Genomic DNA, 18,660 nt, shown 5'->3' with positions numbered 1-18,660 from the left:
CACATCGCTGCAGACAAGGGTCATCGGCATGATCCTCGTGGCATCCACGGTGGTCATGCTCTTGTTGGCGTACGCGCTTGTCTCGGTGCTGACGCAGCGTTTGGTCAGCCAAAAAGAAGATGCAGCCCGCCAGGAGCTCGATCGCGCGCGTACCACCGTGGAGCAGCAAATCGATGCCACTGGCAGCGCCAACTCGAACCAAGTGCGCATCAATTCCGCACGTTCTTCCCTTGGCCAGCTATCGGCTGATCACAACGAACACCAAGAAGCCTATGAAGCTGTTATCGCCGTAGAAAACGACGATAACTCTCTTACTACTTCTCCTGAGGGCTTTCGCCTGCCCAATGAATTACGGGACTTGGTGTCTAACGGCCAGGTGGCGCAGCAATACACCAGCGTGGATCACCCCGGCGGCGATCCTTATAATGCCTTGATTATTGGCACCCCAATCGATTCCGATATTCCAAACGCCCAGGTTTACCTGGTGCTGTCGATGGAGTCTGAGGAAGCCACAATGGCGCTCATGCGCGGTTTGCTTTCGGCAGCCGGCGTGGTGGTTGTCGTGTTGCTGGTCGGCATCGCTTGGCTGGCAACGCAGCAGGTTATCGTTCCCATTCGTTCCGCATCTCGCATTGCGCAACGCCTCGCGGCAGGCCACTTGCGCGAGCGTATGGTGGTCAACTCTGACGATGAAATGGGCCGTCTGGCGGGCTCTTTCAACGACATGGCTGACAAGCTTTCAAAGCAGATTAACCAGCTTGAGGAATATGGCGATCTCCAGCGCCAATTTACTTCAGACGTCTCCCATGAGCTGCGCACTCCGTTGACCACGGTACGCATGGCGGCGGACCTCATCGCTGCTGATCCGGATTCCCTTGAGCCGCATACTCGCCGCGCATCAGCGCTGATGATTCGCGAGCTTGATCGCTTCGAGGAATTGCTCGCCGACCTGCTGGAGATCTCGCGCCATGATGCGGGCGTGGCTGACCTTTCCACGGCCTCATTCGACGCCCGCTCCTGTGTTGACTCTGCGCTGGCACAGGTCCAGCACCTGGCAGAGGAATTAAACGTCGACGTGCAGGTTAATATGCCGGATGAGCCCGTCACTATCGAAGCAGATTCGCGCCGCATTGAGCGCATCTTGCGTAATCTTTTGGCCAACGCTATCGACCACTCTGAGGGAAATCCCGTGGTCGTCGATTTGCAGGCCAATGACCAAGCGGTGGGCATCGCGGTGACCGACTCTGGCGTGGGTCTGAAGGACGGTCAAGAAGAGCTCGTATTCAACCGTTTCTGGCGTGCAGATGCTTCGCGTAAGCGCCATTCAGGGGGTACCGGTTTGGGCTTGGCCATCGCCCGCGAGGATGCGGTCTTGCACGGCGGTACGCTCGATGCCATCGGTTATATCGGCGTCGGTTCGCGCTTCCGCCTCATCGTTCCGCGCTCGCCGAACACGGCCATCGAAGAGCAGCCGATTGCCCTTGAGGTCCCCAATGCCCCGCAGCCGGAACTGGAAGCGGCAGAGGTAATGGAGCAAGAAGATGTCGGCATCATCTGGCCTTCGGAGCGCCGTGCTCGTGAGTTCGTGGAGCTGGAGTCCGCGGTGCTTGACGACGCCCCGCAACCTGGCCCTGAATCCAGCGGTGATCGCTCTGGTAGCGTCGCCGAAAGCGAGGCAGCGCACCCGGATAAGGGTGTACAAGACGACGAGAAGGAGCGGTGATGAATAATCCCAACTCGTCTAGGGCTACGCGCTGGAAAAAGCAGGCGCGGCAATGTCTAGCGCTGTCTAGTGGCTTTCTCTTGTTTTCGGCTGCCGGCTGCTCGACGCTGCCGAATAACACTGCGCCCGAGGTCATCGCCACTTTTGCACCGCAAGCCGATCCGCAAGTGGAAATCATGTCCCCGAAGCAGGACGCGGATGCAGACTTGGTACTGCGTGAATTCTATAAGGCCTCCGGGAAGCCTGCCAATGACTATCAATCCACCCGCAACTTCCTAACACCGGACGCCCAAGAGCAATGGACGCCGAAAGAAGCCGTGGATGTGGTCGACTCTATCGACATCTTGACCACGGATAATGGCCTGGACCATAAAACCTTCGAAGTCAGTGGAAAACATATCGGTACCTTGAGCCCTAACGGTGCTTATACCCCGAGTGAACGCGATTATTCAGCCACCGTGCAAATGCAGAAGGTGGACGGGCAGTGGCGTATCCAAGATTTTCCGCCCAAGTTGGTCATTGAACGCAACGACTTGCGTAATAATTACCGGCCAATTTCGCTTTATTTCTTGGGGCAGTCGGGCGAATCGCTCGTTTCGGATAGGCGCTGGATCTACACCGGCCAGCAATCCATCGATAGCGAAATTGTCACCTTGTTGCTGGAAGGCCCCAATACTGATCTGCGTCCGGCGACTACAGATCTAACGCCAACTTCGGCGACGTTCTTAGGTTATGAAAACGGCACCTACAACTTCGGCGGGTTGAGCTCGATGAGCAAGGACGAGCGTTTCCGCTTTGCCGCGGCGCTGACGTGGACGTTAAACAACGCTGGTGTATCTACCACCGTTAAAGCTACGGCGGATGGTAGCCCTCTCGTTGATGGCTTGGACGTGATGACCGTCGATGATTTTGCCGAATTCAACCCTGGAAATCTGGTCAGCTCTGACGCCCAGCTTTTCGCCGTCAACAACGGAGCCTTGTTTGAAGTCGCAGGTGACCAGGTGGAGCCAGCCAACAGCGTCCTGGGCAGGGGCTCAGATGTTCAGTCTGCGGATATCTCCAAGGAAGGAATCGTAGCCGCAATACGTAAGAAGTCCTCCGATGAATATCAATTGAGCATGGGAGAGCTAGGCGTAAAGCTGGAGGATGACCTGAAGTCTAAGACACTGGCGCGCCCGACCTTTGAGGCAAACGGCCAGAGCATTTGGACTGTTGTTGATGGCAAGAAAATTGTTCGCGTATCCCGCTCGGCGAAGGGCGAACTGCATCAATCTGAGGTCGACTCCTCTAGCCTGGATAGTATTCAGGGCGAGATTTCTGTTATTCGCCTCTCGGCTACCGGAGCACGCGTTGCGATGATTATTGAGGGCAACGTCTACGTCGGCGTCGTCGTGCGCGGCAAAAACCGTAAGTACTCAATCGTTAATGCGCATCGCGTGGGTCAAGAGATACAAAATACCGCGCTTTCGCTGGATTGGATGAGCGACGGCGGATTGATGGTGGGCACAGATAGCGTGAACTCGCCGGTATGGCGCATCGAACAGGATGGCTCTTCTGCAACGACTTTGGCAACGGGTAATGTGACCGCGCCGGTGGTGGCAGTTGCAGCTTCTCCAACGAAGCTTTACATCACCGACTCTCACGCATTGCTGGAGCTACCTGCCGAAAACACCGACAACACCTTCTGGCGCGAGGTTGCCGGCCTGCAGGGTCAGCGTTCTTCACCTATCGTTGCCAAGTAAAAGCGCCTTATACAAGTTGTGACGTCTGCGCCTAAAGCTGGGGTGGCTTCAGGCAATCGTGAGACAAGCATGCGTGAGGCAAACATGGGGCGAAAATAAGCCGAGTGCTCGGGGGAGAAGAGATAGGTGGCACTAGTAGGTAAGCATTGGGATTCGCGCGTTTTGGCACAGCGTGCGGCGGCCTTGTTCGAAATAGTTGTTCCGCATCAGTGTGCCGGATGCGGGGGAGAGCTAGAGGCTGCAGCACAGCTATGTGCGCGTTGCCAGCTGCATTTGCGGGCGCTGCCGCAACAGATTGCTAGGCCAGTCCCATTGGGGATGCCGGTATGGGCGCTCGGGCCCTATTCGGACGTGCGGCGAAACCTCATCGTGGCCATGAAGGAGCGGGGCAACCGCAAAGTGCGCAGCCATGTGGCAGCAGTATATGCCGCAGGCATTGAGCATTTGCGGGCGCGCGGCGAGATTCCGGAGGAATTAGTGCTGGTGCCAGCCCCTACGCGGCGTTCTTCGGCGCGGGCACGCGGTGGCGACCCGGTAGCGCAGATTTGCGTGCAGGTGGCCAAGACCTTGCCGCGGGTAAGCGTATGCGAGGCATTGGAAGTTCGGGAGTCAGCGGCTGATCAATCCGAGCTTTCTGCAACTCAACGCTGGGACAATATGCGCGCAGCGGTGCAGGTCAGGCCTGCTGCAAGCCGGATCGTAGGACGACGATTGCTGCTTGTCGACGACGTGGTAACCACCGGCGCAACTTTGGTGGCCAGCGCCAGCCGTCTGCGGGGCAGCGGGGGAGTCCCTGATGGGGCAATCGTACTGGCAGAAGCTTAGATTCGGTTGGTTGCAGGGGTAATTCCGGCCCTATTGGTCCCCTTGGTTATGACCAGTGCTACCATGAAGAGTGTCACAGGGAAGCAGATAAAGTGTCCCAAACCATCCGGTTTCTATTTTGGAAAGTCGCATCGGAAAGGGCCTTTCACCTGCGGAATGTGCAGTCATTCAGTCCCCACGAGATAAGGGAGGCAATTCAATGTCCCAGCCCACCAACGCTCAGGTCACCATCACCGGTCGTAACGTCGAGGTGCCAGACCACTTCCAAGAGCGCGTCACCGAAAAGCTGGCCAAGATTGAACGCCTTGACCCGACTCTGACTTTCTTCCACGTGGAGCTCCAGCACGAGCCGAACCCGCGTCGTGAAGCAGAGTCTGATCGCATCCAGATCACCGCAACGGGTAAGGGCCACATCGCTCGCGCTGAAGCAAAGGAAGATTCCTTCTACGCAGCACTGGAAACCGCTCTGGCAAAGATGGAGCGTTCCCTGCGTAAGGTCAAGGTCCGCCGTGAGAACGTGAAGTCCGGTCACCGCGCGCAGAAGGGTACCGGCGAGCTGGCTGCTGAGATCGTTGCTGCTGCTGCAGAGCACGAGCGCGCGAAGGAAGAGCGCTACATCGATCCCTATGCAGAAACCGTCGAGGATGTTCGCCCCGGCCAGATCGTCCGCTCCAAGGAGCACCCGGCTACCCCGATGAGCGTCGATGATGCTTTGAGCGAGATGGAGCTCGTGGGCCACGACTTCTATCTCTTCATTAACGAAGAAAACAACAAGCCATCTGTGGTCTACCGTCGTCATGCTTTCGACTACGGCATCATCTCCCTGTCGGAGGACGCAACTGAGGAGTAAACCCAACTCTTTTTAAGATTTAGCCCTTCCGCCGCGTTCGCTTAAGTCCCTGATTGTCGGGGCCTATGCACCGCGGAGGAGGGGCTAAAGTTTTGCTGACGCACCGCAAACGTTCAGGGTTTCATAAGGTGGTCGGAATCAAGCGTTAACTACCCAGTGGGTACAATGACGAGAAGTTAACTATTTTGTCGCGACAAGAAGGACTATCTAGAAGTGTTTGGACTCTCCAAGCTGCTGCGCGCAGGCGAAGGACGCACCGTCAAGCGCCTAGCAAAGATGGCTGATGACGTTATTGCTCTCGATGCGGAGTACGCTGCGCTATCTGATGCAGAACTAAAGGCAAAGACCCAGGAATTCAAGGACCGCCTGGGGGCCGGCGAAGAGATGAATGACATTCTTCTCGAGGCTTTTGCCACCGTCCGTGAAGCCGCTTGGCGCGTGCTCGATCAGAAGCACTACAAGGTGCAGATCATGGGTGGCGCGGCGCTGCACTTCGGCAACGTTGCCGAGATGCGCACCGGTGAGGGCAAGACCCTGACCTCGCTGCTGCCGGCTTACCTCAATGCGCTTGAGGGCAAGGGCGTGCACATCGTTACCGTCAACGATTACTTGGCAAAGCGTGACGCCGAGATGATGGGTCGTGTGCACCGCTGGCTGGGCCTTAGCGTTGGCGTCATTCTTTCCGAGATGCGCCCTGCACAGCGCAAGGAAGCCTACGGCTGCGATATCACCTACGGCACCAACAACGAGCTGGGCTTTGACTATTTGCGCGATAACATGGTCCGCACGCTTGACGACGTCGTCCAGCGCGGCCATAACTTCTGCATCGTCGATGAGGTTGACTCCATTCTTATCGACGAAGCCCGTACCCCGCTTATCATCTCCGGCCCAGTGGACGGATCCTCCCAGTTCTACAACGTTTTCTCCCAGATTGCGCCGAAGATGCGCGAGGGTATCCACTACGAGGTAGACCACAAGAAGCGCACCATCGGCGTGCTTGAGGATGGCGTGGAATTCGTGGAGGACCAGCTGGGCATCGACAACCTCTACGCCCCAGAGCACTCGCAGCTCGTGTCCTACCTGAACAACGCGCTGAAGGCGAAGGAACTGTTTGCGCGCGATAAGGACTACATCGTGCGTAACGGTGAGGTCATGATCGTTGACTCTTTCACCGGCCGCGTGCTGGCAGGCCGTCGCTACAACGAGGGCATGCACCAGGCCATTGAGGCCAAGGAAAACGTGGAGATCAAGAACGAGAACCAGACTCTGGCGACCGTTACTCTGCAGAACTACTTCCGCCTGTACGAGAAGATTTCCGGCATGACCGGTACCGCAGAGACCGAGGCTGCCGAGCTGCACTCCATTTATGGTCTCGATGTTGTGCCGATTCCGACGAACAAGCCGAACCAGCGTGTTGACCAGGCTGACCGCATCTACAAGACGCAGGAAGCAAAGTTCGCCGCAGTCGTCGATGATATTGCTGAGCACGTCGAGGCCGGCCAGCCGGTCCTGGTTGGTACCACCTCCGTTGAGCGCTCCGAGTACCTGTCCCAGCTTTTGACCAAGCGTGGCGTCAAGCACTCCGTCCTGAACGCGAAGCACCACGAGGAAGAGGGCCAGATTGTCGCCCGCGCCGGTCGCCCTGGCACCGTAACCGTTGCTACCAACATGGCAGGCCGTGGTACCGATATCGTGCTGGGTGGCAACCCCGAGGTCATCCTGGACGAGAAACTGCGTGAGCGCGGCCTCGATCCTTTCGAGGATGAAGAGCGTTACCAGGAGGCATGGGACGCTGAGATTGACGAGGAGCGTGAGCGTTCCAAGCGCCTAGGTGACGAGGTCCGTGAAGCAGGAGGCCTTTATGTTCTAGGCACCGAGCGCCACGAATCCCGCCGTATCGACAACCAGCTGCGTGGCCGTTCCGGCCGTCAGGGCGATCCAGGTGAGACCCGCTTCTACCTTTCGATGCGTGATGAGCTGATGGTTCGCTTCGTGGGTCAGTCCATGGAGAACATGATGAACCGCCTGAACGTGCCTGACGACGTCCCGATCGAGGCAAAGATGGTGTCCAACTCCATCAAGGGCGCCCAGGCACAGGTGGAGAACCAGAACTTCGAAATGCGTAAGAACGTTCTGAAGTATGACGAAGTGCTCAACGAGCAGCGCAAGGTTGTCTACGCTACCCGCCACGACATCTTGGACTCTGGTGACATCAAGGACAACATCCGCGACATGATCGATGACACCGTGTCGGCTTATGTTGCCGGCGCTACTGCCACCGGCTACGTCGAGGACTGGGACTTGGACGAGCTGTGGAATGCTTTGGAGTCTCTCTATGGCCCGACTATGAGCCACGAGTCCTTGGTGGAGGGCACCGAGTACGGTTCTGCCGGCGAGCTAAGTGCAGAGCAGCTGCGCGATGCATTGCTAAGCGATGCTAACCACGAGTACGACGAACTCGAAGAGTCCGTTAGCGCTATCGGCGGCGAGTCCCAGATGCGCAACACCGAACGCATGGTCATCCTGCCTATCATCGACCAGAAGTGGCGTGAACACCTCTACGAGATGGACTACCTGAAGGAAGGCATCGGCTTGCGTGCGATGGCACAGCGCGATCCGCTGGTGGAGTACCAGAAGGAAGGCGGCGAGATGTTCAACGCCATGAACGAGGGCGTCAAGGAAGAGACCGTCCGCCAGCTGTTCATGCTCCGCAAGCAGTTCAAGGCGCAGCAGGAAGCGCAGGCAGCTTCCCCTGAAACCACCGAGGCTTAGCGGATATAAGCTCATTTGAAGCGTCTGGCCAAGAAATTGGTCAGGCGCTTTAAGTTTTATGCCAGCTTCCTATACTCTAGAAAGAAGCCAACAATAGATTTTCTTTTTCTAAGAAGGGTAACTCCGTGCGCAGTCGTTCACTCAGCCTGGGATTTTCGGCATTTTTGTCTGCCACGCTCCTGAGCGGAACCGCGCAAGCCTACGGCGAGGTTGAACAGGAATCGCGTTCCTGCCATGAGGCTGTTGTCGCTGCAGGCATGGAAGATTACTTTTCTGCTGCCGAAACCAAGAACCTCACGGTCGCAGAATGCGTAGAACGCATTGCAGATGGAAAACCCAGTAAGACCCCCGAAGAGCGCCCTGCCTTCGGCCAGATTGGCATGCTCTTTGGCGGCATCGCCTCTGTGATTGGCCTCGGCGTCGGCGCATGGACCTCGGTGGATTGGACCGACATCCTGCTGCGCCTGGGGTCGCTTTAATATTTGGCCCTAAGTACTTGGTGCGAGCCCTGCCCCTTGAGCCTAGATATTCAGGTTGTGGCCAAGGGAGAGCAAGCGGAACTCTTCTAGCCGATTGTGCTTGAAGGACCCGGTAAAACCATGGCGTTTGCCGCCAATATCGGCCGAGCCAAAGAACTCACCGTTAGCGCGGGCGTGCAGGCTTCGCAGCTGTGCGCGCAGCGGCCTATCGTGGGGCCGATGATTAAGCGCCCAAGCGCGCAAATGCACTTTGATATCGCGGTTGTACTTGTTGCCCGCTAGATGATGCAGTGGGCGCAGCCCGCCCGTAACCTCCAGTGCGAAGACGACAAGGTCGAGGATTTCCTTGCGGGCGGAAAGGTCTTCTTCCGTGGGCTTTCTCTCATAGCGCACTCGATCGGGCGCGGTATAGAGCTTGAGGTGGCTAAAACCAGGGATAGGTGAATACAACTTAAGTGAGCCTTCCTGCAGGTCATACAGGAGGCGAACGCACCCACCATTGTGCCACGTGGCGTCGGAAAGCGCTGGCTCCTGTGAGAATGCTGAAAGGGGTGGGCGCGATATTTTTTATTTTTAGATATACTTTCGTCCGTTAAAAGCACACCCGCTCTTTTAGTATTAAGGAAGTTTAAATGCGCGGTCTTATCGTAGATTTCGTTGGTGTCTTGGACGGCACCGAGGAAGACGTCAAGCGCTGGCGTTCCCTGTTCGCTGCAGCCAAGGCTAACGGCGTAGCGACCGCCATCCTGTCTAATGATCCAGGTGGCCCAGGCGCAGAGCATATCCGCGAGTGGGAATACCGCGGCATCGTTGATGCGGTCATCCTTTCCGGCGAAATTGGGGCAGAAAAGCCTGAGCTGGCTGCCTTCCAGGCTGCGGCGGATGCCATCGAGCTGCCGATCAATGACTGCGTCATGGTCGATGACTCTATTCTCAACGTGCGTGCTGCCGTTGATTTCGGAATGCTCGGCATGCTGTATACCGTCTTCGACCGCACCAGCGTCGAGGTCCAGGCTGTATTCGACATCGAGGGTGAGTTCTAAGTGGCTAAGGCGCGCGTTTATCTGCCGGCGACCTTCGCTATGCTCAGCGAGCTTAAGGAGACCGGCCAGTTGGCCGCACGCTCCGGCTGGGGCTTTACCGTGACCCCTGCGCTGCGCGAGTTCTACACCGAGGGGGATGAAGAAGAGATTGCCTACTCCGCATTCTTGGAGGCTTCGATGGCATCCCTTCGCCTGCTCGCCATTGGCGACGAGGAGAATTTCCCGCATCGTCGCGTAGTTATTTCGGTGGACGTTGACGAGTCTGTGTTAACTCCCCAGCCTGACATGGGTGATCCGGTAGTCAAGCTGAATCCTGCAGTCATTACGGAGGAAAACCTGCAGGCTATCCACGTGGACGTGGAAGAGTCTGAGGAAGCTACCGCGAAGGCCATCGAGGTCATCGATAACGCCGATCTTGGTGACGAAGACGCGGAGCTGGCCGTAGGAGACGCCCTGGATAACTTTATGGCGTTCTACGACCCATCTGAGCTGCCCTTCTTGGTGGAGCTGCTCTAATTTTCCCAATCGACGTTGGTGCGCAGCGCTTCGAGCAGCTTGCGCACCGCGTCACGACGGCGGGCGGAGGCTGAGCCTTCGGGGATTTTCAGATCCAGCCCGCATTCTGGATCGGCTGGGGGACCGACGTGCGTGCAGCCGCGTGGGCAATATTCTGTTGCCGCGGCTAGATCTTCAAAGACACCGAGGACTGTATCGGCGTCGACATGCGCTAGGCCAAAGGAACGGATGCCTGGGGTATCGATAATCCAGCCGCCGTCTGCACAAAGCTCTTCTGGCAGCGGAAGAGCGACGGATTGCGTGGAGGTATGGCGTCCCTTGCCCACGGCGGAGACCTCACCGGTCTCGCGCTTAGCGTCGGGAACCAAGCGATTAACGAGCGTGGATTTACCTACGCCGGAGTGCCCGATAAGGGCCGTGACGTGGCCATTTATCACATCACGCACTTGGTCCAAGGAGTCATCGACGCCCGCCTCGACGACGGTGACGTCAAGATCTGCGAATTCGGCAGCAAAAGGTGTCGGGTCAGTGAGATCGGTCTTGGTCAGACAGAGCACTGGGTGCACGTTGCCGACGAAGGCGGCGATGAGTGCGCGCTCTACAAAGCCAGAGCGTGGGGGAGGATCCGCTACTGCGGTGACGATGAGCATGCGGTCGGCGTTGGCGACGACGATGCGCTCATAAGGATCCGTATCGTCGGCAGTGCGGCGCAAAACAGAAGTGCGCTCCGCAAGCTTGACGATGCGTGCGAGGGTGTCCTTGCGCCCGCTGGTATCACCGACGACGCCGACTCGGTCACCGACCTCGACCGGGGTGCGGCCCATCTCGCGTGCACGCATGGCGACGACCTGCGGTCCCTCGTCGAGCGCTACGCCCCAGCGGCCGCGGTCTTTGGTCACCACCATGCCGAATTTGGCGTCCTTGTGCTTGGGGCGGTCCTTTGTACGCGGACGCGAGCCCTTACCGGGGCGGATACGTACGTCGGATTCGTCGTATGAGCGTGCACTTCTAGCCACGGGCGGCCTCCAGCATTTCTTCCCACATTCCCGCAAAGCCAGGAAGTGTTTTCGCAGTGGTGTTGATGTCTTCTACTTCCACGCCTTTAACGCGCAGCCCGATGATGGCGCCGGCGGTTGCCATGCGGTGGTCCGCGTAGGAATTCCACTTCCCGCCGCGGAGCTGCGCCGGTTCGATATAGAGGCCGTCGGAAAGCTCCGTGACCTTGCCACCTAGGGCGTTGATTTCGGTTGCGAGCGCTGTCAGACGGTCTGTTTCGTGGCCGCGCAGGTGAGCGATGCCGTTAAGACGCGAGGGCGAGGAAGCAAGCGCACACAGGGCAGCGACGGTAGGCGTGAGCTCGCCGATATCGCCCATGTGCTTTTCGATGCCATGTAGGTCGCCGTCCGCGGCACCGATGACGGTGACGGAATCTTCTGTTTGTTCCACGTGGGCGCCCATGGCTTGCAGGATCTCGCACATCTCAGCGCCCGGCTGGGTCGTGTGCTGTGGCCACTGCGGGATGGTTACGCGACCGCCAGCAACCGCTGCTGCGGCCATGAACGGAGTGGCGTTGGAGAGATCGGGCTCGATGTTCCATTCCCCGCCGGCGATGGGGCCGGGGCTAACGCGCCAGGTATTGTTACTTTCTTCGACTTCGACGCCGGCTTGGCGCAGCATCGCACAGGTCATCTCGATATGCGGCAGGGAAGGAAGCGGGCCGCCTTCGTGGGTGACGGTGATGCCTTCCCTAAAGCGCGCGCCCGAAAGCAAGAGCCCGGAGACGAACTGGGAGGAACCGGAGGCGTCGATAGTCACTGCGCCGCCTACTGGAACTGACGTGGACGAGATGGCAAAGGGCAGGCCCTCGCCCTCGACCTCAACGCCGAGGCTGCGCAGTGCGGAAAGCATCGTGCCCATTGGGCGCTTGCGTGCTTGCGGGTCACCGTCGATGCGGACAGGGCCATTGGCTAGTGCTGCGACGGGTGGGACAAAGCGCATGACCGTTCCTGCGAGACCGCACTCGACGGTGGCGCCGTGCAGCGGGCCCGGATTGACGTGGACGTCGTTGCCTTCGTGGCGGAAGGCAACGCCCATGGACTCAAGCGCTGCCTCCATAAGACGCGTATCGCGTGACTGCAACGGATTGCGCAGGATAGATGGAGAGTCAGCCAACGCTGCCAGAATATAGGCGCGGTTAGTGATCGACTTCGACCCTGGAATGGGTTGTTCCCAATCCAGTGGGCCGGTGGCACGCGGGGCTGACCAATACAAAGACATGTAGTCCATAATATAAGTTCATGTGCGGAAGATTTGTTTTGTTCAGCGAGTCTTTACTCGCCGCGGTTGGCGACTGGCCAGGTATTGAGGAGGTCCACGCCCCACAAGGGCTGCCGCCGGCGCGTTATAACATCGCCCCGACACAGCCGATTGCCGTGGTGCGTGTACAGGAATCCGTAGCACGTGTGGAGCCAGCACGCTGGGGTCTTATCCCACATTGGAAGAAGGACCTAAACGGTCCGCCGCTTTTTAACGCGCGTGCCGAAACCGTGGCGACTAAGCCTTCGTTCCGCGAGGCTTTCGCACGCAATCGCTGCATCATTCCGTTGGATGGCTACTACGAATGGAAAGCTGACGTTTCAAGCCCAGGCGGTGGAACCAAGGCCAAGGGCAAGGGCAAGAAGACGCCCTATTACGTCACCGGCCCAGAGGGCATGCTCTTTGCTGCCGGGCTGTGGTCCTCGGGCCAAGACAGGCTTTCAGCCACGATGATTACCACCGAAGCCACCGAAGAAATGGCGTGGCTGCACGGCCGCCTGCCTAAGTTCCTGCGGCAGGAGGAAATCGGGCCATGGCTGGCAGGCGAGCCTCTGCTCGAGCCAAGCACCGTCACCGGTTTTCAGGCGCGGCCCGCGGATCCAGCCGTGGGCAACGTGCGTAACGACTATGCCGAGCTTATTGCAGAACAATCCCCGGAAGGGCTGTTCTAGAACGATTGCTGCGCCAACTACTGCGCGACCAGGTCGGTGAAAGTGAAATCGAGAACCTTGGCTAAGTCCTCGGCGTTCATTTCGATGTCGAGGCCACGGCGCCCGCCGGAGAAAAAGATGGTGTCGAAGAGGACAGCCGTTTCATCAATTGCGGTGGGAAGAACGTGCTTTTGGCCTAGCGGAGAGATTCCGCCTGGAATATAGCCGGAGGATTTCGAGGCATCTTGTGGATCTGCCATCGTCGCCTTCGCCGCACCGAATGCCGCGGCCGCCTTCTTTAGGCTGAGCTTGTGTGAGACTGGCAACACGCAAACCGCTAATTCCCGCTTGGCGCCTTTGCCCGCGGTGAGATCGACCACCAGAGTCTTGAATACGCGATCAGCATCGATGCCTAGTTCCGCTGCGGCAGTGTCGCCGAAATGATCCGTACCGCCCTCGAAGATTGCCACCTTATGTGGGATTCCCGCCTCTTCCAAGAGCTTTTAAAGCTGGGGTAGCGGCATGCGGAGGTTTCTTGGACTTGGACATAAGCCGCATTTTAGTAGCCGCGTCATGCCAACCCATTAGGATGGGATACGTGGCTACAAAAACTACTAGCGCTAAGGACAGTCAGCGCCTCTTTGAGGAGCAAGCACTGCCTTTACTCGACCAACTCTACGGTGGAGCCATGCGTCTTACGCACAACCCGCAGGACGCCGAAGACCTGATTCAAGAGACCTATCTGAAGGCTTATAAGAATTTTGGCTCCTTCAAGCAAGGCACCAACCTCAAAGCTTGGCTCTACCGAATCATGACCAATACCTACATCAACTCCTATCGCAAGGCGAAGCGCCGCCCGGCGGAATCTTCAGCAGATGATCTGAGCGATTTTCAGCTCTATACAACTGCCGGCCATGATTCGACCGGCCTGGAATCAGCCGAAGTCGAAGCATTGAAGTTGATGCCGGATTCCGCGATCTCTGAGGCAATGAATGATTTGCCGGAGGATTATCGCATGGTTGTCTATTACGCCGACGTCGTAGGCCTGGCGTACAAGGAAATCGCAGAAATTATGGACACTCCACTTGGCACGGTCATGAGCCGGCTACACCGTGGAAGAAAACTCCTTCGTGGCGCGTTGAAAGACGTGGCTAGAGAAGAAGGCATCGGTCTCAACCACCCAGACATGGAGGAGAAGTAATGAGCAATGCGACAGGGAACAATTGCGGCGCATGTAATTCTCCTGAGGTCCAGGCACTGTTTTGCGAGCTTTTGGATGAGCGCACAAGCTATGCGCGTGCGCTAGAAATCCGCGAACATATTGCACAGTGCGACGAATGCCAAGCACGGCTTGAAAGCGAAGAAGTGGTTCGTGCGCTCGTTCGCAAGTGTTGTTCTGGCACCAAAGCTCCACAGTCGCTGCGTCAGCGCATCACCATCGAAATAACTCGTACCGAGGTTCGCTGGAACTAAAATTCAAAGGTAGATAATCCAAAGGTAGATTCAGCAGCTTATTTTAGATACAGCAAAAGGCTCGCCTTCCTTCAACGAAGGGAGAGCGAGCCTTTGTCGTGCTGCTTATTTACGCGCTAGGACGCTTGCCGTGATTTGCACTCTTCTTACGGCGATCCTTGCGCTTACGACCACGCTTAGACATGGGCGGCCTCCTTGCTAATAGGTGAGCGGATAAATTACTTACCCACTGACTTTAGTGGCTGGATCAGCCGGTGGGGAAATCGGGTTAGGTCAGCGGAGAATTAGGGGAGTGAAATTTAAACGGTAACGCGTGCGCGGCCGCGGCCGCGGTTGCGGCGGCGCTTGAGAGCGCGGCGCTCTTCCTCAGACATACCGCCCCAGACGCCGGCATCCTGGCCGGACTCCAGTGCCCACTTCAGGCAAGCGGAGGAAACTGGGCAGCGGTTGCAAACCAGCTTGGCCTTTGCGATCTGGGTAAGTGCAGGGCCGGAGTTGCCTACTGGGAAGAACAGCTCTGGGTCTTCGTCGCGGCAAACAGCTTCGTGGCGCCAATCCATGATTGAAATCTCCTAACAAAATTTAGACAGCATGACAGGTCTCTGCGGTCCACAAATGCGGACTACAGCAATTAACAGGGGTGGGAGCGAACCGGTCTGCGCTCAGTGGGGCCCTGTCTCGAGTTAGGGCCAGCGTCGGCGCCGCCATGATTCACTTTGTGTTCACTTGGATGTTTTTCCAAGTTTTGGGCTGCTTAAACAGCCCGTTGTTTTTGCTACTTGAGAATCATGACATGTTTACCTCCATCCCGCTAGGGTTAAGAGGTAAATTGTGGCAAAGATCACTGACTTTCATGCAAGTGAACGGCGAAAAATGGCGCCCTTCTTCCTGCAAGAAAGCTGGCAATAATTAGTTTACCTGCCACTTTGGGTGATTTTAGGTGAGTGTGGTGACTTGGATCCCGTCAAATCTACTTCTGGACAGATGCCCCCGATGCGCATCCGCGTCGAAAGTTAAGGGCGCGTATTGGCAGTACTTGTTTCCACGCGTTATCAAATCCGCGCGCCGTAACGGCATGACAATGCGTCTCATGCTTTAAACAGGTGAGTAGACTGTGGCGCGTGACTGAGAAGAATTCGAAGAAGAACACTGCCAAAAAGTTTGAAAAAAGCGCCGCGGCGAATTCGGGCGCGCCGCGCTCGGTGCTGATTGCTGCGGGCATTGCCATCGTGCAGTCCGTGGCTGTTATTGCCTTCGGCCTCTTCCTCATTATCCGTGAATTGAAGGGTGCTGAGAACGCTTCGATGGTCTCTGAGGCAGGCGCTTCCAACTTCGTTGGTTTCGGCACCGCTGTCTTCATCTTCATCGTGTTCGGCTTTGTGATTATCGGTGCCCTTGCCTTTGCAAAGGGTAAGCGCTGGGGCAGGGGAGCAGTGGTCCTCGTCGAGATCATCCTTGCCGCGAGCTCTTTCCAGATGTATAGCGGCGGCGCTGCGGTACTGGGTGCTATTACTCTTGCCAGCGCTCTTGCCGCGCTGTACTTTGTGATGGTCGTGCCGGACTCCGCGAAGTGGGCCGAGGCCAACTTTCGTGGCTAGCTAGGGCCGCTGGTAGCGGCGATTGTGCGGGCAGCGCTTTAAAGCGCGCTAAGGCCCACTGCGGTGTCGCCGCGTTGTTCCACGATGGCGGTTCCAGACTGCGTGAGGAAGACGGGGCCCTCGTAGTCGCCGCGGTCGACGGGGATGTTGCGTTCGGTTTCACCGGTGCTCCAGTTGACCACTGCGATTCCCTCATCGGTTGGCATAAGCAGGCGATCTCCTACTGCCATGCCGGTTCCGATTGCGTCCTCAAAGACGTGGTCCACCTTGAGCGTAGTCGGAGTAAACAAATAGAGGCGCTGGCCATCAAACCAAGACATGTGGTGTGGAAGATCCGCTGTAGCCGGTGCGAAAGGCGTCGAAGAGTTATTAACCTCCGGGGAAGGCGCAACCGGTTGTGAGGCGGTCTTTTCGCCGGTCTCAGAGTAAGAATCGATGCGCGGGGTCTCGCCGGGCTGATAGACCGCCGCGGCCTTTTGGCCCACTGCAATTAGCCTCGAGCCTTGATTATCCATGGTGGCATCGGCGGAAATCTCCGGCTTACGCGAATCCTCCGGGGTGGCGCCCATCAGGCGCAGCGACGTAACGTTTGGATTCTCTGGGCAGGACTCAGTAACGGCGAGGTTTTCAGTGCGCGTTAGAGCCGAGGTGATGGAACACTCCTCGTGTTCCTGCATATCCGGCTCTTGCTTGGCCTTAACATCGCCGTACTCGATGGTGCGCACCATGTCCGAGCGCCAAATGTCTACGCGTTCAGTAGAGACGGTGCCTACTCGGTCATTGGAGGCAATGGCCACGACATCTTCGGAATTGATAGCGCTGCGCGTATCCGAGTACTGACCCGTCGCCGCATCAATAGCCACGGTATCGCCACAGCCCACGCCGGTGCGGTAGGTGGCAACTACCTTGCCCCAAGCAGTGCCCAGGGAACACAAGTCTAAACCCGCACGCGTGTAGTGCCATACCGGATTGCCATTCGGGTCAGAGGCAGTAATTGTTTCACCCTCGTGCGTGATGGTCAGCCCCTTCGCAGAAAGCGCGCGGTATTGGCCCGGCACGGGCGTATTGGGCAAGCGGAAGGATTCGGCAAGCTTGACCGGGGGTTCCGCGAGCACCTCGACGTCGTCAGGCATGGCATGGCTTGCCGGAACCAGCTCAGAGTCGCGGATATCGGCGCTAAAGTAGGCTCCTCCTACAGCGATCGCACACACCGCAGCGATGGCGCCAGTCAACTTCCAGTCAGTCGCGCTCGCGCGAAGGATTGGGGTCTTGCTCATCGACGGCGGCTCCTGGAACGGCGGGTACGGGTGGAATTGCGAGGCGAGGGCTTTTCGCGCAGGCGGGTTGTGCCGATTACCTTAGTCGCGGGGCCGACGGACTCGGCAATGCCCTCTTCAAAACCTAGGGCCTCGGCAAGCTCGGGGGAGGTGCTAAACCACTGCGGCGGTTCTGCTTCGTTGAGGTCGAGTTCGTCGTTGATAAGGCGCCATTTACCCAGCTCGTCGTAGCCCACCAAGGTGATTGCGGTGCCGGTATGGCCTGCGCGGCCCGTGCGGCCAATGCGGTGGACAAAGGTCATTGGGTCATCTGGAACCTGATAGTTGATGACGTGGGTGACATCGTCGACATCGATACCGCGTGCGGCAACGTCGGTGGCCACGAGGATTTCCACCTTGCCCTCGCGGAATGCGTTGAGGGACTTTTCACGCGCTGCTTGGCCCAAGTCACCGTGCACTGCGCCGACTCGGAACCCGCGCTGGGCTAGTTCACCTGCAACTTCCGCTGCCGAGCGCTTGGTACGGGCGAAGATGATGGTCTTGCCGCGGCCTTCCGCCTGCAGCGCGCGGGAGACAATCGCCAACTTGTCCATGCGGTGAGCCTGGAAGGTCACCTTGCGGGTAGAAGCATGGGTTTGGTTCTCGTCGCCTGATTCGGCGCAGATATGGATAGGCCGCGACATGAAAGTACGTGCCAAGGTCAAAATGGGGCCAGGCATGGTGGCAGAAAACAGCATGGTTTGGTGCGCATTGCCGTGGAGAGCTTCCAGAATCTTTTCAATATCTGGCAAGAATCCCAGATCAAGCATCTCGTCGGCCTCGTCGAGCACGAGGATTGCCACGTGCTCGAGGCTCAAATGGCCTTGCTGAACCAGATCCAAAAGGCGGCCCGGGGTACCTACGACAACATCGACGCCCTTGTTGAGCATCTTGATCTGCTCTTCATAAGGGCGCCCGCCGTACAAAGTGGCAAGGCGTACCGGGAGATTGCGAGCAGCAGCCGAAAGATCTTCGCCGACTTGGACAGCAAGCTCGCGAGTAGGAACCACGATGAGGGCGCGAGGGGTGCCGTCTAGTTCCTTAATATCGGCGTCGTCAAACACGCGATCTAGAACTGGGATGCCGAAACCGAGCGTCTTTCCCATGCCAGTGCGGGCTTGGCCGATGAGGTCTTGTCCGCCGAGCGCGATCGGAAGAGTCAGTTCCTGAATGGCGAACGTGCGCTCAATTCCGCGGCTGGCCAGGGCATCTACGATCTCTGCTGCGACGCCGAGGGACGCAAAGGTAGGTGATTGCGAGGGCTCAGACTGTTGAAATGACACAACTTGATAGTAGCCGGTACGGCTATAGTAGGGCCATTGAGACTTTAAATTAAACTTTTAAGGAGGAGACCTTT

At 57.7% G+C, this 18,660-nt stretch carries 19 protein-coding genes and 1 pseudogene; 12 read left to right on the top strand and 8 right to left on the bottom strand.

Translation table 11 applies throughout. The features are described 5' to 3' along the window. Positions 1 to 28 precede the first annotated feature (28 nt). The 6 genes from mtrB to HMPREF2888_RS02365 all read left to right on the top strand — a co-directional run bounded on the left by mtrB (position 29) and on the right by HMPREF2888_RS02365 (position 8,391). Complete coding sequence (gene mtrB, locus HMPREF2888_RS02390) at positions 29 to 1,723, top strand: MtrAB system histidine kinase MtrB (RefSeq protein WP_083296600.1); 1,695 nt, start codon at positions 29 to 31, stop codon at positions 1,721 to 1,723. After that, positions 1,723 to 3,465 (top strand): LpqB family beta-propeller domain-containing protein, encoded by a 1,743-nt coding sequence (locus HMPREF2888_RS02385; protein WP_061921004.1) that lies wholly within the window; start codon positions 1,723 to 1,725, stop codon positions 3,463 to 3,465. Before mtrB ends, HMPREF2888_RS02385 begins: the two co-directional genes overlap by 1 nt. Before the next feature lie 126 nt (positions 3,466 to 3,591). Further along, positions 3,592 to 4,290, top strand: a complete 699-nt coding sequence (locus HMPREF2888_RS02380) for a ComF family protein (RefSeq protein ID WP_239239852.1) — start codon at positions 3,592 to 3,594, stop codon at positions 4,288 to 4,290. Positions 4,291 to 4,489: 199 nt separating this feature from the next. Continuing rightward, entirely contained in the window at positions 4,490 to 5,140 is a 651-nt protein-coding gene (gene hpf / locus HMPREF2888_RS02375; protein WP_070518151.1) for a ribosome hibernation-promoting factor, HPF/YfiA family, read from the top strand. Between the two features lie 213 nt (positions 5,141 to 5,353). Next, complete coding sequence (gene secA / locus HMPREF2888_RS02370) at positions 5,354 to 7,912, top strand: preprotein translocase subunit SecA (RefSeq protein ID WP_062041801.1); 2,559 nt, start codon at positions 5,354 to 5,356, stop codon at positions 7,910 to 7,912. A gap of 125 nt (positions 7,913 to 8,037) precedes the next feature. Then, positions 8,038 to 8,391 carry a hypothetical protein gene (locus HMPREF2888_RS02365; RefSeq protein ID WP_062041798.1) on the top strand — a complete coding sequence of 118 codons (354 nt, stop codon included), beginning with the start codon at positions 8,038 to 8,040 and terminating at the stop codon, positions 8,389 to 8,391. 42 nt (positions 8,392 to 8,433) lie between these two features. Here the strand turns inward: HMPREF2888_RS02365 and HMPREF2888_RS02360 are convergent, their stop codons facing one another. Further along, on the bottom strand, positions 8,434 to 8,841 hold the full coding sequence (locus tag HMPREF2888_RS02360) for a hypothetical protein (protein ID WP_070455495.1): 408 nt from the start codon (positions 8,839 to 8,841) through the stop codon (positions 8,434 to 8,436). 182 nt (positions 8,842 to 9,023) lie between these two features. Between HMPREF2888_RS02360 and HMPREF2888_RS02355 the strand changes: the two genes are divergently transcribed. Continuing rightward, positions 9,024 to 9,434: an HAD-IA family hydrolase gene (locus tag HMPREF2888_RS02355; RefSeq protein WP_061921014.1), complete on the top strand. Its 411-nt coding sequence runs from the start codon at positions 9,024 to 9,026 to the stop codon at positions 9,432 to 9,434. Beyond that, on the top strand, positions 9,435 to 9,950 hold the full coding sequence (locus HMPREF2888_RS02350; protein ID WP_070432427.1) for a DUF6912 family protein: 516 nt from the start codon (positions 9,435 to 9,437) through the stop codon (positions 9,948 to 9,950). It abuts the gene before it with no gap. On the opposite strand, the gene rsgA is transcribed toward HMPREF2888_RS02350, so the two are convergent. Together rsgA and aroA are read right to left on the bottom strand one after the other, a co-directional pair. Then, positions 9,947 to 10,966, bottom strand: a complete 1,020-nt coding sequence (rsgA, locus tag HMPREF2888_RS02345; protein ID WP_062035668.1) for a ribosome small subunit-dependent GTPase A — start codon at positions 10,964 to 10,966, stop codon at positions 9,947 to 9,949. The genes HMPREF2888_RS02350 and rsgA overlap by 4 nt on opposite strands. Then, entirely contained in the window at positions 10,959 to 12,227 is a 1,269-nt protein-coding gene (gene aroA, locus HMPREF2888_RS02340) for a 3-phosphoshikimate 1-carboxyvinyltransferase (protein WP_246815024.1), read from the bottom strand. The genes rsgA and aroA overlap by 8 nt, the downstream gene beginning before the upstream one ends. Positions 12,228 to 12,247: 20 nt before the next feature. Here aroA and HMPREF2888_RS02335 point away from each other — a divergent pair, with 20 nt between their 5' ends. Continuing rightward, positions 12,248 to 12,937, top strand: a complete 690-nt coding sequence (locus HMPREF2888_RS02335) for an SOS response-associated peptidase (RefSeq protein ID WP_070518147.1) — start codon at positions 12,248 to 12,250, stop codon at positions 12,935 to 12,937. A gap of 17 nt (positions 12,938 to 12,954) precedes the next feature. Here HMPREF2888_RS02335 and ybaK read toward each other — a convergent pair. Next, positions 12,955 to 13,474 (bottom strand): annotated as a pseudogene (gene ybaK, locus HMPREF2888_RS02330) (Cys-tRNA(Pro) deacylase). Positions 13,475 to 13,505: 31 nt separating this feature from the next. On the opposite strand from ybaK, the gene HMPREF2888_RS02325 reads away from it, so the two are divergent. Both HMPREF2888_RS02325 and rsrA read left to right on the top strand, forming a co-directional pair. Then, positions 13,506 to 14,117, top strand: a complete 612-nt coding sequence (locus HMPREF2888_RS02325) for a sigma-70 family RNA polymerase sigma factor (protein ID WP_070518145.1) — start codon at positions 13,506 to 13,508, stop codon at positions 14,115 to 14,117. Further along, complete coding sequence (gene rsrA / locus HMPREF2888_RS02320; protein WP_062035663.1) at positions 14,117 to 14,389, top strand: mycothiol system anti-sigma-R factor; 273 nt, start codon at positions 14,117 to 14,119, stop codon at positions 14,387 to 14,389. The genes HMPREF2888_RS02325 and rsrA overlap by 1 nt, the downstream gene beginning before the upstream one ends. 109 nt (positions 14,390 to 14,498) lie before the next feature. Here the strand turns inward: rsrA and HMPREF2888_RS13265 are convergent, their stop codons facing one another. Both HMPREF2888_RS13265 and HMPREF2888_RS02315 read right to left on the bottom strand, forming a co-directional pair. Beyond that, entirely contained in the window at positions 14,499 to 14,573 is a 75-nt protein-coding gene (locus HMPREF2888_RS13265; protein ID WP_096030696.1) for a 50S ribosomal protein bL37, read from the bottom strand. 115 nt (positions 14,574 to 14,688) lie between these two features. Continuing rightward, positions 14,689 to 14,949, bottom strand: a complete 261-nt coding sequence (locus HMPREF2888_RS02315; protein ID WP_061921027.1) for a WhiB family transcriptional regulator — start codon at positions 14,947 to 14,949, stop codon at positions 14,689 to 14,691. Between the two features lie 561 nt (positions 14,950 to 15,510). On the opposite strand from HMPREF2888_RS02315, the gene HMPREF2888_RS02310 reads away from it, so the two are divergent. After that, on the top strand, positions 15,511 to 15,987 hold the full coding sequence (locus HMPREF2888_RS02310; protein WP_062041780.1) for a hypothetical protein: 477 nt from the start codon (positions 15,511 to 15,513) through the stop codon (positions 15,985 to 15,987). Positions 15,988 to 16,025: 38 nt separating this feature from the next. Here the strand turns inward: HMPREF2888_RS02310 and HMPREF2888_RS02305 are convergent, their stop codons facing one another. Together HMPREF2888_RS02305 and HMPREF2888_RS02300 are read right to left on the bottom strand one after the other, a co-directional pair. Continuing rightward, positions 16,026 to 17,264 carry an Rv3212 family protein gene (locus HMPREF2888_RS02305; RefSeq protein WP_062035661.1) on the bottom strand — a complete coding sequence of 413 codons (1,239 nt, stop codon included), beginning with the start codon at positions 17,262 to 17,264 and terminating at the stop codon, positions 16,026 to 16,028. Next, positions 17,261 to 18,586: a DEAD/DEAH box helicase gene (locus HMPREF2888_RS02300; protein ID WP_070518144.1), complete on the bottom strand. Its 1,326-nt coding sequence runs from the start codon at positions 18,584 to 18,586 to the stop codon at positions 17,261 to 17,263. The genes HMPREF2888_RS02305 and HMPREF2888_RS02300 overlap by 4 nt, the downstream gene beginning before the upstream one ends. Positions 18,587 to 18,660 lie beyond the last annotated feature (74 nt).

It is taken from the genome of Corynebacterium sp. HMSC077D03 (assembly GCF_001808545.1).
Taxonomy (GTDB): domain Bacteria; phylum Actinomycetota; class Actinomycetes; order Mycobacteriales; family Mycobacteriaceae; genus Corynebacterium; species Corynebacterium simulans.
Note: the sequence above shows the minus strand (reverse complement) of the source record. Positions and strands in the feature narration are given on the sequence as shown.

What these genes read in the sequence shown, in the direction of transcription:
- HMPREF2888_RS02325 (WP_070518145.1), top strand. Translation starts at nt 13,506, where the DNA reads ATGGGATACGTGGCTACAAAAACTACTAGCGCTAAGGACAGTCAGCGC.
- HMPREF2888_RS02335 (WP_070518147.1), top strand. Translation starts at nt 12,248, where the DNA reads ATGTGCGGAAGATTTGTTTTGTTCAGCGAGTCTTTACTCGCCGCGGTT.
- HMPREF2888_RS02385 (WP_061921004.1), top strand. Translation starts at nt 1,723, where the DNA reads ATGAATAATCCCAACTCGTCTAGGGCTACGCGCTGGAAAAAGCAGGCG.
- HMPREF2888_RS02305 (WP_062035661.1), bottom strand. Translation starts at nt 17,264, where the DNA reads ATGAGCAAGACCCCAATCCTTCGCGCGAGCGCGACTGACTGGAAGTTG.
- hpf (WP_070518151.1), top strand. Translation starts at nt 4,490, where the DNA reads ATGTCCCAGCCCACCAACGCTCAGGTCACCATCACCGGTCGTAACGTC.
- mtrB (WP_083296600.1), top strand. Translation starts at nt 29, where the DNA reads ATGATCCTCGTGGCATCCACGGTGGTCATGCTCTTGTTGGCGTACGCG.
- rsrA (WP_062035663.1), top strand. Translation starts at nt 14,117, where the DNA reads ATGAGCAATGCGACAGGGAACAATTGCGGCGCATGTAATTCTCCTGAG.
- aroA (WP_246815024.1), bottom strand. Translation starts at nt 12,227, where the DNA reads ATGTCTTTGTATTGGTCAGCCCCGCGTGCCACCGGCCCACTGGATTGG.
- HMPREF2888_RS02355 (WP_061921014.1), top strand. Translation starts at nt 9,024, where the DNA reads ATGCGCGGTCTTATCGTAGATTTCGTTGGTGTCTTGGACGGCACCGAG.
- HMPREF2888_RS02315 (WP_061921027.1), bottom strand. Translation starts at nt 14,949, where the DNA reads ATGGATTGGCGCCACGAAGCTGTTTGCCGCGACGAAGACCCAGAGCTG.